This window comes from Enterococcus sp. 9E7_DIV0242, from assembly GCF_002140975.2.
GTDB classification, from domain to species: Bacteria; Bacillota; Bacilli; order Lactobacillales; family Enterococcaceae; genus Enterococcus_L; species Enterococcus_L clewellii.
In genome coordinates this window covers 4,173,058-4,189,183 of the sequence record NZ_CP147247.1, presented here as the reverse complement: position 1 = coordinate 4,189,183, position 16,126 = coordinate 4,173,058, and the positions used below count along the sequence as shown (strand labels likewise).

Below are 16,126 nucleotides of genomic sequence, written 5' to 3'. Positions count from 1 at the left end.
CACAGATGACCGCTCTTGCTGACCAATATACCCCCGATATACTGATCGAACAATCGAAACACGCGCATATGTATACCGCCGAAATCGGCGATAGGATTGTCGGAACAGCCACGATTTGTCCCTACTATGGTTCTTCGACCGAATATATCATCCTATGTTTTTTTGTTCTTCCCGACTATCAACGAAAAGGGATTGGACAACAGCTCATGAGAACCCTTGAGCAAGACTCTTTTTATACTGGAGCCAAAAGAATTGAAGTCCCTTCCTCTAGAACTGCCGTAGCATTTTATGAGAAATTCGGCTTTACTATCAAGAACATCGCTGAGCCGGAGGATGAGCAAGGATATATTCGCTTAGAAAAACAACCAGATTCATCCACTGAGATGTAGTGCTTCGTTGAGTACATCTTGCTAAACAACTGAAAAGCTATTATTTTTGCCTATAACATAGAAGAACATTCGTCTTCCTGTAATAGATTATCTAACAAGATTTATTCACAGGTATCTTCTTTTTTTAAATAACTAAAGCAGCTAAATCTCTGAGGGAGTTGAATTGTCCCCAGAATTTAGCTGCTTTTTTGTTCTATTCAGTAACCTCAGCACCTAACGTATTCACAAAGTGACGCAGCGCCCATTCATGTCCAACAGCATCAAAGCTGGCAACCGCTGACTGATGAATGACGATTTTATAGCCTAAGTTATACGCATCAACAGCTGTATGCAAGACGCAAATATCGGTACAGACACCTGTCAAATGAACCTCGGTAACGCCACGTTCTCTTAAGCGAATATCTAAATCTGTACCACTAAATGCAGAATAATGGCGCTTATCGATCCAGTACACATTTTCCTGATTTTTTGTTTCCTCATATAGCTCAGCTAAAGAGCCATACAATTCTCTTCCAAGCGTTCCAGCAATATTATGCGGTGGAAACAGCTTGCTTTCCGGATGATATGTATCATTTTCATCATGTCGATCGATCGCATAGACCACAAAATCATTCTGATCAGTAAACGCTTTTGTCAATCGAACCAATTCCTTTTCGATCCTCTGCCCCGGCTCTCCAGTTGTCAGTGTTCCATTTGTCGCAACAAAATCGTTCGTGTAGTCGATAGAAATCAATGCTTTCATGTATACTCCTCCTAAAATAGTAGTGTAAAAGCGACCGAGGCAATCACAGCCTACCAGTCGCCTTCATTTTACTCTGACTTAAACTAAGTGTTTTACAAATTGAATGACCATTTCTGCAGATTTCTTTCCGGCCTCTTCAATAAACTCGTCAAATGACTGAGTAGCCGCATGGTCAGCAGTATCGCTGATAGCTCGAACAACAAGGAATGGAATATTGAATTGCGCTGCAGCTTGTGCAATAGAAGCGCCCTCCATCTCACACGCCAGAGCCTCTGGAAAATCGGCCAAAATACTTGCCGTTTTTTCTTTCCCATCGATAAATGAATCTCCTGTAACAATCAATCCATGCTGAACAGGTAGCCCAATTTTCTCCACAGCTTTCTTCATTTCTGCTTTCAAATACGTGCTACACTCATAATAAAGCGGCATTCCTGGTAGTTGTCCCTTTTCATACCCAAAACCGGTAACATCTACATCGAAATAGGCCAGCTTGTCCGCAATCACGATATCTCCAACTGCCAATCCTGTACCAATACCTCCAGCAGAACCCGTGTTGATGACCATGTTGACCCCATATTGATGAATCAAAAGTACCGTAGTTACAGCGGACAGCACTTTACCGATGCCGGAACGAACAACGATCACTTCATGGTTTCCTAATGAGCCGGAGATAAAGACTGCCCCTGCACGCTCCCATGATTTTTTATCGGTCATCGTTTCTTTCAACACTTCGATTTCTTGGTCCATGGCACCAATAATTCCTATTTTCATTTCTGTTCCTCTTTTCTATATATTAAATACGATCAGCATAACAATAATCAAAAGGATTGCCACAATAATAATCGCTTTTGTCAACTTGCTGCTACGCTCTCTAATTTTGTTTTGCTCGCCTGATCGCGTTTTTGATGATTCCTGTCCACTCTCTCGTTTCTTTCTATAGAAATCAGAAATTTCTCTTTCTTTCTCATCGTATTCCTGCGCTGCAATCTCCTGCTGCTCGCGTTCCATATCAGCAGCTTCTTTACGCTTACGCAATTCTGTCCGAGTAACTAACGGACCTTTGCTCATCTCTGTACCTCCTCTTGCTTTCTTTTGAGCTGCATAAGCTCCCAGTATTGGACAGCAAAGACTGTCTTCGCATCACAGATAAGGCCGTTCTTGATCTCCTGCTTTGCCTCTTCCAATGTCAATTCATATAATTCCAGCACTTCGTCCTCATCCTGAGGGAGCGGATTTTCAACCTTCGTCAACTTCTCTCCATAAAACACGTGCAGCAGCTCATTGGCAAAACCAGGCGATACATACATACTCGTCACAGGCTCAAGTGTTTGTGCTTGATAACCAGTCTCTTCCTCCAACTCACGACGTGCAGTCTCGATTGGAACATCCTGTTCTCCCGGATCGATTTTTCCAGCTGGAATCTCAAGAGTCACTTTCTCTAAAGGCTTACGAAATTGCTTGACCATTACCAATCTATTGTCTTCGGTAATTGGAATAATAGCTACGGCCCCTGGATGAAAAACCAATTCACGCTTGGCGATAGCTCCATCTGGCAAACGCACATCATCTACCACAACATCAATGATTTTCCCTTTAAATATCTCTTTTCTTGAAAGAGTTTTTTCTTCAAAATCTTCATATTTCAACTATCATCACCATGCTTTCCAATAATATCATACCTTACTTTTTGAGTTTTCGCATTTTTATAATGATTTTCAATCTAAATCATTTAAATATCCTTATAATTCTCAACCAAATCTTTACTCTATTTACCAATTTCACTTGTTTAAAAATACCATACTCTCGGTAAAAATAAACTTTTTTCTACGTTTCTTATATTTTTTGTAAATATCAAAATCAACCCTAGGACGGATATTTTTTCTAATCGGGAGTGTGTTAAAATGATTTATGTAGCAAGGGAGAAATCTTTTGATTAGAAAATGGAGGGTATTCACATGAAAACAAGAAAAATTATCCAGATAGTAGCTTATATAATTCTAGCAGCGATAATTGACAGTTACACATTTATCAACACTGATTTGATTGTCGGCGTTCTTATCATAGCGATTCTGATTACTTTGTTTACTGGTCGAAGAAAAACAAAAGCTTCTGAAGAAAGTTTGCCAAATATGACCAAGTCCAAAGAAGAACATTATGAACAATTAGGTATGAGCAGTACGGAAATCAACTTTTTCCGTGATACAATGAACACAACAAAAAAATTAGTTGTTCAGCTTCAGGATAATGTGAACCAATCAACAAAATTGAAAGCAATCGATTTGCGCAACGACACAGTTCGTGTTTCCAAAGCTATGTTCAAGGAACTAGTTAAAAATCCTACAAAGCTACACTCGGCAAATCACTTTTTATACACACATTTACCGAACTTAGTGGATTTAACACAGAAATATTTGGAAATCGACAGTCATGAAATCAAGAGCAAACAAGCCTATGAAAAGTTGGAAGAAAGCGCTCAAATCATCGATCAAGTCTCTAAATTGATCAAAAAAGATTATGAGCAATTTGTTGCAGATGATTTAGAGGATCTGGATGTTGAGATTTCAATTGCTAAAAACAGTTTGAAAAGAGATAATAGTGGTAGTGAGTAAATGAAATTGCTGCTATTTTAGGAGGTTATATGGATGGATATTGAAAAAAAAGAAACTGTATCTGTAGATAGTGCGTTGGATGATTTATTAAGCAACCCCTTCTCTACACCTATCGATACATTGACAACAACACAACAAAGTGAAATTTCTGCATTACGTGATCAGCAAACGGCTCCACGTTTGATTGATAGATTACCTGAGGATCGTCAGCGCCAAGCCGCTGAACTAGCTTCAAAAATCGATCTTCAAGATACTCAGGCGGTTATTTCTTATGGATCAAATGCACAGACAAAACTAGGAGAATTCTCCCAGTCAATGCTGAATCATGTACAGGCTCAGGATATCGGACCTATTGGAGATTCTCTGACAGATTTGATGTATCGCCTGAATGAAGCAAATCCAGATGAATTACGTGCCGGTGAAGGCAATATCTTCCAGAAAATGTTTGGTAAAGTCAAACAATCAATTTTTGAGATTACTGCTAAATATCAAAAAATCGGTGCGCAAATCGATAAAATTGCTGTGAAGTTAGATAGAGAAAAAGACGGTCTTTTAAAAGATAATCTAATGTTGGAACAACTCTATAATAAGAACAAAGATTATTTTGATGCCTTGAATATCTATATTGCTGCCGGCGAATTGAAGATCGAAGAGTTAAATACAAAAACGATTCCCGAAGCAATGAAAAAAGCCGAAGAAACGGGCGATCAAATGGATGTTCAAATCGCCAATGACTATACACAATTTTTAGATCGTTTGGATAAACGGACCCATGACTTACGTCTGGCTCGTCAGATTGCTATTCAACAAGCGCCACAAATTCGTCTGATTCAAAATACGAATCAAGCATTGGCTGAAAAAATCCAAGCATCGATCAATACAGCAATTCCGTTATGGAAAAACCAAGTAGTCATCGCGTTAACCCTTCTTAGACAAAAGGATGCAGTGACTGCACAGCGTCAGGTTTCTGAAACAACGAACGACCTGTTGAAGAAAAATTCTGAAATGCTGAAAATCTCAGCGATTGAAACAGCGAAAGAAAACGAACGCGGAATCGTTGATATTGAAACATTACAGAAAACACAAAATGATTTGGTTGAAACGATTCAGGAAACACTGCGTATCCAACAAGAAGGTAAAGAAAAACGTCGTGCTGCTGAAATCGAGCTAGGTCATATGGAAGAAGATTTGAAAAACAAGCTTCTTGAATTGACACAATAATGGTAAAACAAAAAACTGCCGCCCTTCAGGCGAGCAGTTTTTTGTTTGAAAAGGAACTGTACCAATTAATTCGGTTCTACATTCTCAAGAAAATCAGCCACTTCTTTTATCGCATCTTTTGCTTCTGGAACAGTGTCTACTTTTGATTGAAAAACATGCCAAAGATCGTCCCAAACACTTAGCTCTGCATGAACACCATCAACCCATGCGCTATTTACCAAGCGCTCGGCATCACTCCATAGAATCTCCTCACTCCCTACTTGAACAAACATCGGAGGAAATCCGGTGAAGTCACCAAACACAGGTGACACATAGGGATCTTTCCTTACGGATGGCTCACAATAGAAATCAACAGTCATTTCCAAATCTTCCTTAAACAATTGTGGATCTCTGTCTTTTCTTGACTCAATCGATTCTCCCGACAAACTAAAATCGATCATCGGTGAAAAATGAAAGGATGCTCTTGGTAAAGCTATTCCCTGATCTCTTAATTGAAGTAGCACAGCTAATGACAGTGTGCTGCCAGATGAATCGCTGCCAAACACTATTTTATGAGCTGCAAATCCCCTATTTAATAAGGTCAAATAGAGCTCACGTGAAGCATTAAGTGCTGCTGGATACGGATGCTCCGGCGCGAGTGGATAATCATGAAGTAGCACTCTGCTTCCGGTATATAGGGCAACATAAGCTGCAAGCTTTCTATGGGTGATAATAGACCCCTGATTCAGTCCACCACCATGAAAATAGACGATGACCTGATCCATCGCTGATTTTTCAGGAATCAACCATTCTGCATCCATATCATTTATCTTTTCTTGAATAATTTTGATACCCTCCGGAATTTTCGCCTTAGCTGCATGTTCTTCCCACGCTTGACGTTGTTCTTCTAAAGGTGTATTCAATAGCTCATCTAAATTTTGACTCTCTACCAACCTCTTGAATGCCTTTTTTGCCTCTTTACTGATCATTGTCTCAACTCCTTTTCTTCATTTTAACATAGTATAAGAGGATGAGACAAAAAGAAACTGACCGATTTCTCTATACCTAAAATCCGAAGAAACGGCGGTCCAAAAGCAACTACGAGCAGCGAGCTGCGTCGATGTCCGCTCAACACTCGTAGGCCCTAAACTGCTACGAGCCACAAACAAGAATACATCAGTGGGAAATTAATGTATTTTAAAGCTCTTCGAAAATAAGCCGGAGTATCCTGAAAATGTGAACCATTTTCGGATACTCCGGCTTATTTCTTGAAGCAGTGCCCTTTTGGCCTAGCCTCTTTCTATATCAACTCATAATATGACTCTTTCACCTTTTCAAATAGCTTTGTATATGGCTTCAAGCCTGTGTATTGTTCAATTGATGCCTCAAGCCCATTTGCTTCGATCGCCTCTTGTAAAGCACATGCCTCTGCATCAGATGGATTTTCAAATTTCAATGCAGCCGCAATCGCTATTGCCAAGGCTTTTGGCGTTTCATTGAAAGCCTCGACAAATTGTCTGGCCGGCTGAATAAAGCGATCATTCTCACCTATTTTTCTGATCGGAGAACGACCGACCCGAATAACATAATCCGAAACGTATGGATTCTTAAAACGGTCGATGATTTTGTCGATGTATTCCTGATGTTCTCGATGGGAGAATCGGAATTTTTTTTCCAGTAATGCACCAGTTTCTTCTAATGCGCTTCGAACAATGAACAGCACCTTCTCGTTATGAATCGCGTCTTCGATCGAATCGATATTTTTTATATAGCCAAAATAGGCAGTCACAGCATGACCTGTATTAACAGTGAACAGCTTTCGCTCAATATAAGGAGTCAAATCCGGTACATACGTCATTCCCGGAATTTTTGGTGCCAGTGTCATATCCGGTAATTCCTCTACAACCCATTCATAAAAAGGCTCTACGGTCACCGTCAGCAAGTCTTCATGCTGTTGATCCGGAACAATCCGGTCAACTGCTGAATCAGGAAATGCCACATATTTTTCCGCATACTCTCTTTCTTTCTCATCCAATAATTGATACACACGCTCTTTTAAAATCGATGAGCCGCCAATCATATTTTCACAGGCAATAACCGTTAGAGGTTGTTCTGTAATCATTCTTAACTTTATTCCTTTAGCAATTGTATCAGCGAGATACGGGATGATCGTCGGCCCAACTGCCGTGGTCACAATCTCTGCTTTTGAGATTTCACGAATCAGTTGTGTTTTATCCACTTCACTATTCAATGCTCGAACATGATTCACTACAAAACTCTCTTGCTCCTCATTTGCCAAAATAACTCGATACTCGTTTTTCTCATTTATCGCATCAATGATCCGCTGGTTCACATCTGCAAAGACAACTTCGTAGCCGGCTGCTGATAAAAGCCAGCCAATAAACCCGCGTCCAATATTACCGGCACCAAAATGAACGGCTGTTTTCATGCAGCTGCACCTCCTTCAAATAATTGGATTACTGCTTCTTTGTCCGTTGCTGCAATCAGCTTTTCTACATTTTCCATTTCTGAACAGACCATAGCGATTTCAGCTAGCAAGTCTAAATGCTGCCCCTCTGCTCCTGCAATTCCAATAATCAGCTTTACTTCATTGCCATCAAAAGAGACGCCCTGCGGCACCTGAATAAGCACAATTCCTGAACGTAAGATTTCTGTTTTACTATCTTCTGTCCCATGTGGGATCGCCACCATATTGCCAATAAAGGTAGAGGTCATTTGATCACGCTCAATCATTTTAGGAATGTAACTTTCTGTAACGTAGCCTCTTTCTTGCAATAGTTTTCCGGCAGCTATAATCGCTGTTTCTTTATCTTCAAATCGTTGATTCAACACAACGTCCTTACATTCTAGTTCCATCTAACCATTCCCTTCTTGTGACACATCTTTATGCATCAGCTTGTACATCCAAAAAATCCAACAGACTACGGACAAAATAGTTCGATACCTCTTCATCCGAGCCATAATTCAATACCTCCAGTAATTCCGGATTATCCACAAAGAGTGCACTTATGTAACTCAATACTCGAAGACCCTGCTGAGAATATTTTTCCGGAGCCAAAAGTAAAATTAGCTTATCTACCTTCATATCTGATTGATCCATTCCTTTAACAGCTATTTTTTCTGCCAAATGAAAAACTTGAAAAAAAGGCTGCTGAATCATTTCGTCTCTGCCATGGAACATTGCAATCGATGTATTTGGAATACCAAATCCGCTCCACTGCTCATCTCTCATCAAAAGATTTATCAATAGCTCAACATCGATGGTCGGGTCTTTTTCCAGCAATCTGGTACAAACAGCTCGGAGAATATCTTCTGTCAAACCCAACTGTTCCTCTAAGTGGATGTAGCTGAAGTTTTCTAAAACAGATAGGACAACATCATGATAGCTCTGCCGTTCCTTTAGAAGCGCCACAGCCTCGCGTACCGAGAGCTCCGTTTGAATTTCTTGTGGTCTGCTGTTCTTTTTCTTCCCAAAGTTGTTTTCTGTATTCTTTAAATACATATCGATCTGCTGCAATTCCTGTTCTGTCAAAATCGGAGAAACTAAAAAGTAATCAAAATCCACTTTCCCCAGATCGATAGTCGAGATAATAATATCCACTTTGGTTTCCTTACGCTTTTTTCCTAGTTCAAAAAGTGAAACGGTTTGTAGCTGCTTCATTTGTGGAATTTTTTGTTGTAGTCGAGTGACCAACATACGAGAAGTGCCAATCCCACTAGCACAGACCACCAAACCTGAAAATTGATTTTGACTTTCCAGCTGTAACAGAACCGCTCCAAAATGCAGAACAAGATAGCCAATTTCTTCATCTGGTGCTGTTCCTCCAGAATAAACACTATCAAAAGAAGAACGCAGAACCTTAAACAACTCGGGATAATCTTGCTTGATTGATTGAATCAGCGGATTATAGATCCGCATATCCTGCTGCAACCTTCTTAAGGTCGGTTTCAAGTGAGAAATCAAGCCTTTTAGCAGCTGTTCCTTTGGTAACTCCTTCTCAAGCTTTGTCTCAACAGCAGAGATCAGTTTTTTCGCTAAAAGGATGACCTGGATATCTTCGTTTTCGAAGAATCCTTTATCTGCCGTACTACTTTTTAATCCCCGTAAATACAACGCTGCATAGACGGCTTCACCTTCCGGTACTAACTCTTTATCGATTTCAAGAATATCTGCAAGTAGCTGTGCGCCCGTTTCAAACTCAGAAGAACTGAGAATATCCTGTTCATACTGGTGTTCGGGAACAAAACTGCCATCAACAATTCGTTCCACCGCTATAGATAGATGAACAATCAAATTAATATATGCTTCATCACTAATTTCAATCATTTCCAGCTCTCGCCAGCTTCGAATATGTCCCTCCACTTTTTGAAGGAGAGTTTCATCTACTAAATTCAACAGACGCTCTTCCAACCAAGTCGCTGTTGCCTCAGATTTTTCTTTTTCCTGAAAATATTTGATCAACTGGTAATTTGGAAACTGACTACCAACGATTTCGCTCATCAAATGACGTTTACTGATTTCGGTCGCCTTCAAAAAGACACCGGCTCCACGTTTTCTCTCGATCGTTATTTCTGCGGGAAGCTGCTCTTCGATCTTATTCAAATCTCCACTTACAGTTGAAACTGTAACATTCAGCTCGTTTGCTAAGGCGACGAGCTTGATGCCCTCCTCTTCTTTCAATAAGCTTTTTAATATTCTCGATTGACGCTCTTCCGGGCTATATTCGTTATAGGAGAGGTCCATCAAATACCAACGAAAATTCTGAATATCTTTGTCTGAGCCTTGAAGAGAGTACATGCCATTCTCTCTTTTTAGCTGTAAATCATAGGAAACCAGCGTATCCTCGACTTCTTTCATATCTCTGCGAACCGTCCGCTCGCTGACATTCAAATCCTTGGACAGTTTTCTTAAACTGACAGGTAATGAATAGCTGAGAAATTGTTCTAATATCAATCGTGCTCTAGCTGAAAGATACATCTGATTCCCCTCCTTGATTTACTACTATTTTTTAGGCTTGTGCTGTAAGCTCTTCTACTAAACGATCATATTGATCCCCATTTAAAAAATTCTCTACCGAAACATGGTACGCGTTCGGCAGCTTTTCTTTCGCTCTAGAGGTCAGATCCTTATGGGTCACAACAATATCTGCATCATTAGGTAGTTGAGCAATAGCTGAATTGACGACTTCAATAGCCAAACCAGCTTTTTTTACTTTATTTCGTAATACGGAAGCGCCCATCGCACTGGAGCCCATTCCTGCATCACAAGCAAAAATGATTTTTTGCACATTTGCCAATACACCACTTGTTTGTTCTGCTGTCTCTGCTTCTGTTAATGTTTGAGCAGCTGATTGCTTGCCTTTTAAAGCACTGACTTTTTCTGCCGCTTCTTTTAAGTCAGTATCTGTTTCTTTTGATGTTTTCAAAATCAATGCAGAGATACCGAATGATACGGCTGTTGCTGCAACGATTGCTAAGATGACTCCAATGTACCCATCGCGTGGTGTCATAGCCAAGATAGCAAAGATACTTCCCGGAGAAGCCGGTGCAACTAGGCCTGTATTAAACACGGATAACGTCAGGACTCCTGCCATCCCTCCACCAATAGCTGAGAGAATCAATGCTGGTTTCATCAATATATAAGGGAAATAGATTTCGTGAATACCACCTAAGAAGTGAATAATAATTGCTCCCGGTGCCGTCTGCTTCGCCGTTCCTCTACCAAACAAGGTGTACGCCAACAAGATTCCTAACCCTGGTCCAGGATTTGCTTCTAATAGGAAAAGTAATGATTTTCCTGTTTCTGCTGCTTGTTCAATAGCGATCGGGCTAATTACCCCATGATTGATTGCGTTATTTAGAAATAGCACTTTCGCCGGTTCAATAAAGATACTTGCTAAAGGTAGTAAAGAATGGTCGATCAAGAAGCCTACCCCTGATGCCAAGGAGCTGTTCAAAGCCTCTACAGCTGGTCCGACAACTAGAAAGGCTAAAATTGCTAGAATGGATGATAAAATACCTGCTGAAAAATTATTGACCAACATTTCAAATCCCGGTTTGATTTTTCCGTCAACTAATTCATCAAACTTCTTTATACATACTGCTCCTGCCGGTCCAACCAGCATCGCACCTAGAAACATCGGAATATTCGATCCGGTGATCACACCCATCGTGACCATCGCTCCTACAACACCACCACGAATATCATAGACCAATCGGCCTCCTGTAAATCCAATTAAAATCGGTAATAAGTAATTGATAGTTGGCCCTGTAATTTCATTCAATTGCTCATTCGGCAACCAGCCAGTCGGAATAAATAATGCCGTCAAAATCCCCCACGCAATGAAGGCGCCAATATTCGGCATGATCATACCACTTAAAAAGCTGCCGAACTGTTGGATTTTTACTTTCATGTTCCCCTGTTTCTGTTCCATGACTTTTTCCTCCTCAAATTTAAAACATCCTGATCCATTAGGAATCGATCTTTTTTCATTCAGACTGCGCAGTCGAATTCTGTGACCAGCTCTTGCTGTCAATTTCATTGTAAACGCTGTCGTTTCTATTCACAAGAGAATGAAAAACTGGTTTTGTCCACTTCATTTTGACAAAAATTGAAGTTAGGTGTTGAATAGGCTAAAAGAACTATTTTTAGTTCTTATTAGCAAAAAAACATGTCTACACAAAAAAACAAGCGTAGACATCTACCCTTGTTTTCTATCATTATTCTATTGTTCTTGATTTAGTGACTGAACAAATCGTCTCAGTTTTTCTTTGGTGCTTATAGAAAGCTCTTTGCTTCGCTTTTTCTGTACAGCTCCCTCTAGCCCATAAAGAAATGAAAGACACGCGCCTTTATCAACCATCTCCCTTACCATCAGAAATGCGTTCATACTACCAATTTCTTCTAATTCTTCAAGAGAGGTGATTCCAACCTTCCGTAATTTTTCTACTGTTACAGGTCCGATTCCGGGAACACCTTCAAAATCCATAGTGATCACACCTCTGCGTTTTTCCAATGAGGCAATTGTTTTAGCTGATGAACGGCTACTTTTCTAGCTGCTGCCTCAGAAAGCCCTTGTGTTTGAATGATGAAGTTGGCCATTCCATTAACCATTTCGCTAAAGTTAGGCATACTTCCATCCTCTTTTTCACAATGAATACAATAGTCCTTCGTCATGTCGTGGTTTGCAAATTCTTCTTTCTTTCTCATTGGCATCCCGCAAGTAATACATTGTTTCATTTCTTTATTCCTCCTTCGTTTAGTAAAACCAGATAGTTCATAATCCATTTATCCTTATTTGCTGCAATAACACCTTTTCCGCCAAATAGGTCACGATTCTCCAAGTAATAGTGAATCATTCCGATCCAGCTTGTAAAAACAACATCTAAAGGCAAAGACAATTCTTTTTCCATCGATTTCTGAAAGTGATGAGAAAAAGCAGCCTGCATTCCTATATAAGCAGCATTTACCGTTTGTGCTAGCAATAGCCGTTGCGTAATAAAATGAAAATACAAATCCTCGTGATGGGATAAGACAGTCAAATGGAGAAATAGATAGTCTTCTATGCTATTGATCTCATGATTCTTCTTGGTCATCTCTTCATCAAATGTTGTCAACAACTGATTGATCACCGCACTCATCAGCTTATCCTGATTGCCATAGTGCAGAAAAACAGTTCCTTTTCCTATACCGGCAGTCTTACTTATTTCTTCAATCGATACCTCTACAAAACCCTTCTCACTATATAACTCTGTAGCAGCGGACAAAATCTTCTGTTTCGTCAAGGCTTTTTTTTCTTCTCTATTCATTCGTGTCTCCTCTTTCGATGTTCAAAACACAAACTGACTATATGGTCATTTTATTCCATCCATAAAAATTTGTCAATATCCAGACAAAAAAACTCCTTATCTGCTGAGCTTTTCAACTGATAAGAAGATAATCTATTTTTCTATCTATTACGGAAAAGGTAAAGTAGTTACTTCTTCCATAATTTTCTTATAGCTTTGTTATTTATACCACGCGAGATAACCACCAACAACCCCATTGGAGCCAGGATCGCCACTCTGATTTTGGAAAATATTTGACGTCTGCTTGACTTGATCCTTCGTACCGTATTTCACATGAATCGGATACAATCTCTTATCATCGTTTTTAGTAGGCGTACGGATCGTTTTATTAAAGGTATTGCGGTAAAAATGCAAGCCTGTGTATGGGCGATTTTCATCCCCTGTGTGAGAACCGATAGCTGTTGCAGAATAATTTCGGGCAACAGTTTCTTTAGACCCATCAATATAGCCTTGTGCTGAACGGCCATAATAAGTAGTGAACAATGAATCCTTTAATATCACGTTTGTCGTCGACGCCTGCGTAGGTGAGATATTCTTGAAAAATGGTTTGTCCTTCAAGGAGCCGCTGAAGGCGCTGTCGATTGATCGATCCAATTGAATCGCTTCTACATAAAGATTATGAGGGTTACTACTATATAAATCTCCTAACTGGGCAGTGCTGTATTCACTATGCCCATAGCCATAAGATTTAATGGTATCAAAGCTGATATCGGTGCAACCGGCAAGATCAAACAAATGATGCCCTTGTAAATGAGCGTTTTTAAACACTAAATTTTTAAAATACCAATGATGGCCGTTAAGCATTTGCCCGATAAATCCTCCTTTATTATTAGTGCTGCTGCTACCAAAAAAAGTACCATTTTTAATGGATTTCATATTTTGTTCGGTTCCACCACCATTAATTTTCAAGTAGAAGTTGCTTTGATTACTAATTGCAAAAACCGAATTGTTCAGCTCGACATCTGCACCATCTGAGATACTTTCAAACCACCATTCTGTTGTTTTCTCTTTTACAAAGTACCATTGATCCGGAAACGTTACTGTCGATGTGTTTCTAAAGGTCACAATATCGCCACTCAAATCCGTACCTGTCGCATTCAAATACTCATCCAAATCCTTCTGATTTACAATCGTTACTTGAATATTTTCCCCATTGGTTCCATTATTAGTTATAGTAGCTTCTCCCGTTTCTCCATAAACAAAGGCAAACAATAAGAGAACAAGCCCAAACCAGTTTCTCATCATACACACTCTCTTTCTTACAATAATTAAATCACTTTCAACATAAACCACAGACTTCCCGAAGTCAACAAATCTCAATAATTAGTAATTAATATTTATATATAAAATCAAAAAGCTACTTTTCCAACTATACTAAATAGCAAAAAACAAAGGACACTCCTCTGAGAAGGAAATGTCCTTTGTTTTTATACACAAGTTTCATTTATTTCTTTTAAGGTTTGGACGACCTCTTGAAACTCTTTCTCCAATGCCAGTTTTTCATCCCCACCAGCACTGATCAATCGACTCAACAATGTCGTTTTGCGATTTTCCAACAGCATCTGTTGCTGCTTCTTCTGCTCCTCTTGATCATCCAAACGGTTCTTATCTTGCTCCGTCTGAATCTTTTTCTCTGCAATCAGCCATTGATCCGTTGCTGTATTATTGATAAACGTCTCATCATGCGAAACGAATAAAATCGTTCCTTGATACGCATTCAAGGCTTCTTCTAAAACCTGGATCGATGGAATATCTAAATGGTTCGTCGGCTCATCCAACAAAAGGACATTATTGTCGCTAAGTAACAGCTTGCTGATTGCTACCTTACTGCGCTCGCCGCCGCTCAGCACACCAATTTTCTTGAAAATCGTTTCACCGCGAAATTGCATATGTGCAAGCAAATCTCTGACAGCCTGATCGTCATGCAGAGAGCTTTCTCTTACTGATTCAACAATGGTTTTCTCTTCATCCAAGGTTTCAAAGCTTTGACTGAAGTAACCGATTTTTACTCCTTTAGCAAATGAAAGACCTGGTTTCCTCTTAAGAATTTCCTTCAGTAAGGTTGTTTTCCCTGTTCCGTTGGCTCCCAGCAAAGCCGTTTTTGATCCTGTTAACAAACGGAATGTTGCGCCTTGCAATAGCTCTTTCGTTCCAGCTTTCAAGGAGTAATTATCGGCTGTCAGAAGATAGACTGTATGAAGGCGTTGTGTAGTGGTAAATGGAATGATCAACGTTTTTTTCTCTCTAGGTTTCTCGACCTTTTCCAACTTTTCCAGTCGAGTTTCCATGATTTTCGCTCGATCATCCAAGTTTTTCTTTGCTCGTTGGTCCCCCATTTTATGTAGGCGAGCTTCTGAATTCCCCATACGCTTCGGCGCCTTTCTGGTTTGCCGGCTCTTTTCTTTGACAACACCTGTCGCATGAATCAACCGTTGTTTTTCCTGTTGATACTTCTCGTAAGCTCGCTGATGTTCCGTCTCCTCAATGTTTTTCTGCTCCAGATACGCATCATAGTTGCCTTCGTAGAGCTTCAATGTCCCGTTTTCTACAGCCAATATTTTGTTGACTACTTTATTTAAAAAAGCTCGGTTATGAGAAATAATCAGCAATGTGCCCGGATAACGTTTTAGTTTTTTCTCTAAAAAATCGATTCCTTTTTTATCCAAATGATTGGTTGGCTCATCAGCTAATAAAATCCCTGATGCCCCCTTCAATGCTTCTTGAATCCTCTTTTTCGTCTGCTCGCCACCGCTATCTGTCGTTTCCGCATCAATTAGCTGGTCGATCGCCGCTACCTGATCACCGCAGAGAATCTGTCCTTCATTGGGTTCCACTGTTCCTTTGATTAAAGAAAACAGGGTTGTCTTTCCTGAACCGTTCTCGCCGACTACACCGACACGGCTCCCCGTAGGAATCATCAGCTGTTCGATTGCAAACAACTCTTTATCACCAAAGTACATATTTATATTTTTGAATTCTATTGACATAACAAAAAAACCTCCTTCAATTCTGAAGAAGATGACAGTTTCCCTACTATGCATATCTAACAACCCCTTGGCTACACGAAATAGGCCTCGGATTGTTTCTATGAAAGAATACTTGTCATCACTATTTTTGGGTACACTCATCCACTACAGAATTTAATAATTGAATTAAATTATTGTTTAGTAGATGTAGTATCCATAGTCCAAGTACCTTTCCCTTTCTTAAGATAGTTACAGTCTAACAAAATCCATATTATTTTTCAAGAGGGAACTTTCTATGGTTGTTTTTATTTTCTTACATGATAAAATAAAGTGAAAATTACTTTTATTAGT

At 39.7% G+C, this 16,126-nt stretch carries 17 protein-coding genes; 3 read left to right on the top strand and 14 right to left on the bottom strand.

Annotated features, from left to right (window positions below):
• The first annotated feature begins 5 nt into the window (after positions 1-5).
• Positions 6-389 (top strand): GNAT family N-acetyltransferase, encoded by a 384-nt coding sequence (locus A5888_RS19565; protein WP_283160591.1) that lies wholly within the window; start codon positions 6-8, stop codon positions 387-389.
• A gap of 193 nt (positions 390-582) precedes the next feature.
• On the opposite strand, the gene A5888_RS19560 is transcribed toward A5888_RS19565, so the two are convergent.
• The 4 genes from A5888_RS19560 to A5888_RS19545 form a co-directional block, all read right to left on the bottom strand.
• A complete protein-coding gene (locus A5888_RS19560; protein WP_086349126.1) occupies positions 583-1,131 on the bottom strand; it encodes a cysteine hydrolase family protein in 549 nt (182 codons plus the stop codon).
• 78 nt (positions 1,132-1,209) lie between these two features.
• Positions 1,210-1,902 carry a 5'-methylthioadenosine/adenosylhomocysteine nucleosidase gene (locus tag A5888_RS19555; RefSeq protein ID WP_086349125.1) on the bottom strand — a complete coding sequence of 231 codons (693 nt, stop codon included), beginning with the start codon at positions 1,900-1,902 and terminating at the stop codon, positions 1,210-1,212.
• A gap of 15 nt (positions 1,903-1,917) precedes the next feature.
• A complete protein-coding gene (macP, locus tag A5888_RS19550) occupies positions 1,918-2,199 on the bottom strand; it encodes a cell wall synthase accessory phosphoprotein MacP (RefSeq protein ID WP_086349124.1) in 282 nt (93 codons plus the stop codon).
• Positions 2,196-2,777 carry an NUDIX hydrolase gene (locus A5888_RS19545; protein WP_086349123.1) on the bottom strand — a complete coding sequence of 194 codons (582 nt, stop codon included), beginning with the start codon at positions 2,775-2,777 and terminating at the stop codon, positions 2,196-2,198. Before A5888_RS19545 ends, macP begins: the two co-directional genes overlap by 4 nt.
• A gap of 309 nt (positions 2,778-3,086) precedes the next feature.
• Here A5888_RS19545 and A5888_RS19540 point away from each other — a divergent pair, with 309 nt between their 5' ends.
• Positions 3,087-3,740, top strand: coding sequence for a 5-bromo-4-chloroindolyl phosphate hydrolysis family protein (locus A5888_RS19540; RefSeq protein WP_086349122.1), 654 nt, complete (start codon positions 3,087-3,089; stop codon positions 3,738-3,740).
• A gap of 33 nt (positions 3,741-3,773) precedes the next feature.
• Entirely contained in the window at positions 3,774-4,961 is a 1,188-nt protein-coding gene (locus tag A5888_RS19535) for a toxic anion resistance protein (RefSeq protein WP_086349121.1), read from the top strand.
• A gap of 65 nt (positions 4,962-5,026) precedes the next feature.
• On the opposite strand, the gene A5888_RS19530 is transcribed toward A5888_RS19535, so the two are convergent.
• The 10 genes from A5888_RS19530 to abc-f all read right to left on the bottom strand — a co-directional run bounded on the left by A5888_RS19530 (position 5,027) and on the right by abc-f (position 15,796).
• Positions 5,027-5,929, bottom strand: a complete 903-nt coding sequence (locus A5888_RS19530) for an alpha/beta hydrolase (protein WP_086349120.1) — start codon at positions 5,927-5,929, stop codon at positions 5,027-5,029.
• 311 nt (positions 5,930-6,240) lie between these two features.
• Complete coding sequence (locus A5888_RS19525) at positions 6,241-7,389, bottom strand: mannitol-1-phosphate 5-dehydrogenase (protein WP_086349119.1); 1,149 nt, start codon at positions 7,387-7,389, stop codon at positions 6,241-6,243.
• Positions 7,386-7,817, bottom strand: a complete 432-nt coding sequence (locus tag A5888_RS19520; RefSeq protein WP_086349118.1) for a PTS sugar transporter subunit IIA — start codon at positions 7,815-7,817, stop codon at positions 7,386-7,388. Before A5888_RS19520 ends, A5888_RS19525 begins: the two co-directional genes overlap by 4 nt.
• 28 nt (positions 7,818-7,845) lie before the next feature.
• Positions 7,846-9,939, bottom strand: coding sequence for a BglG family transcription antiterminator (locus A5888_RS19515; protein WP_086349117.1), 2,094 nt, complete (start codon positions 9,937-9,939; stop codon positions 7,846-7,848).
• A 31-nt stretch (positions 9,940-9,970) separates the two neighbouring features.
• Entirely contained in the window at positions 9,971-11,395 is a 1,425-nt protein-coding gene (locus tag A5888_RS19510) for a PTS mannitol transporter subunit IICB (RefSeq protein WP_086349116.1), read from the bottom strand.
• A 291-nt stretch (positions 11,396-11,686) separates the two neighbouring features.
• Positions 11,687-11,950 (bottom strand): TfoX/Sxy family DNA transformation protein, encoded by a 264-nt coding sequence (locus A5888_RS19505; protein ID WP_086349115.1) that lies wholly within the window; start codon positions 11,948-11,950, stop codon positions 11,687-11,689.
• A gap of 5 nt (positions 11,951-11,955) precedes the next feature.
• On the bottom strand, positions 11,956-12,201 hold the full coding sequence (locus A5888_RS19500) for a zinc ribbon domain-containing protein (RefSeq protein WP_086349114.1): 246 nt from the start codon (positions 12,199-12,201) through the stop codon (positions 11,956-11,958).
• Positions 12,198-12,770, bottom strand: coding sequence for a TetR/AcrR family transcriptional regulator (locus A5888_RS19495; protein ID WP_086349113.1), 573 nt, complete (start codon positions 12,768-12,770; stop codon positions 12,198-12,200). The genes A5888_RS19500 and A5888_RS19495 overlap by 4 nt, the downstream gene beginning before the upstream one ends.
• Positions 12,771-12,968: 198 nt before the next feature.
• Positions 12,969-14,054, bottom strand: coding sequence for a hypothetical protein (locus A5888_RS19490; protein WP_086349112.1), 1,086 nt, complete (start codon positions 14,052-14,054; stop codon positions 12,969-12,971).
• Positions 14,055-14,236: 182 nt separating this feature from the next.
• Entirely contained in the window at positions 14,237-15,796 is a 1,560-nt protein-coding gene (gene abc-f / locus A5888_RS19485) for a ribosomal protection-like ABC-F family protein (RefSeq protein WP_339101790.1), read from the bottom strand.
• Between the last annotated feature and the right edge of the window lie 330 nt (positions 15,797-16,126).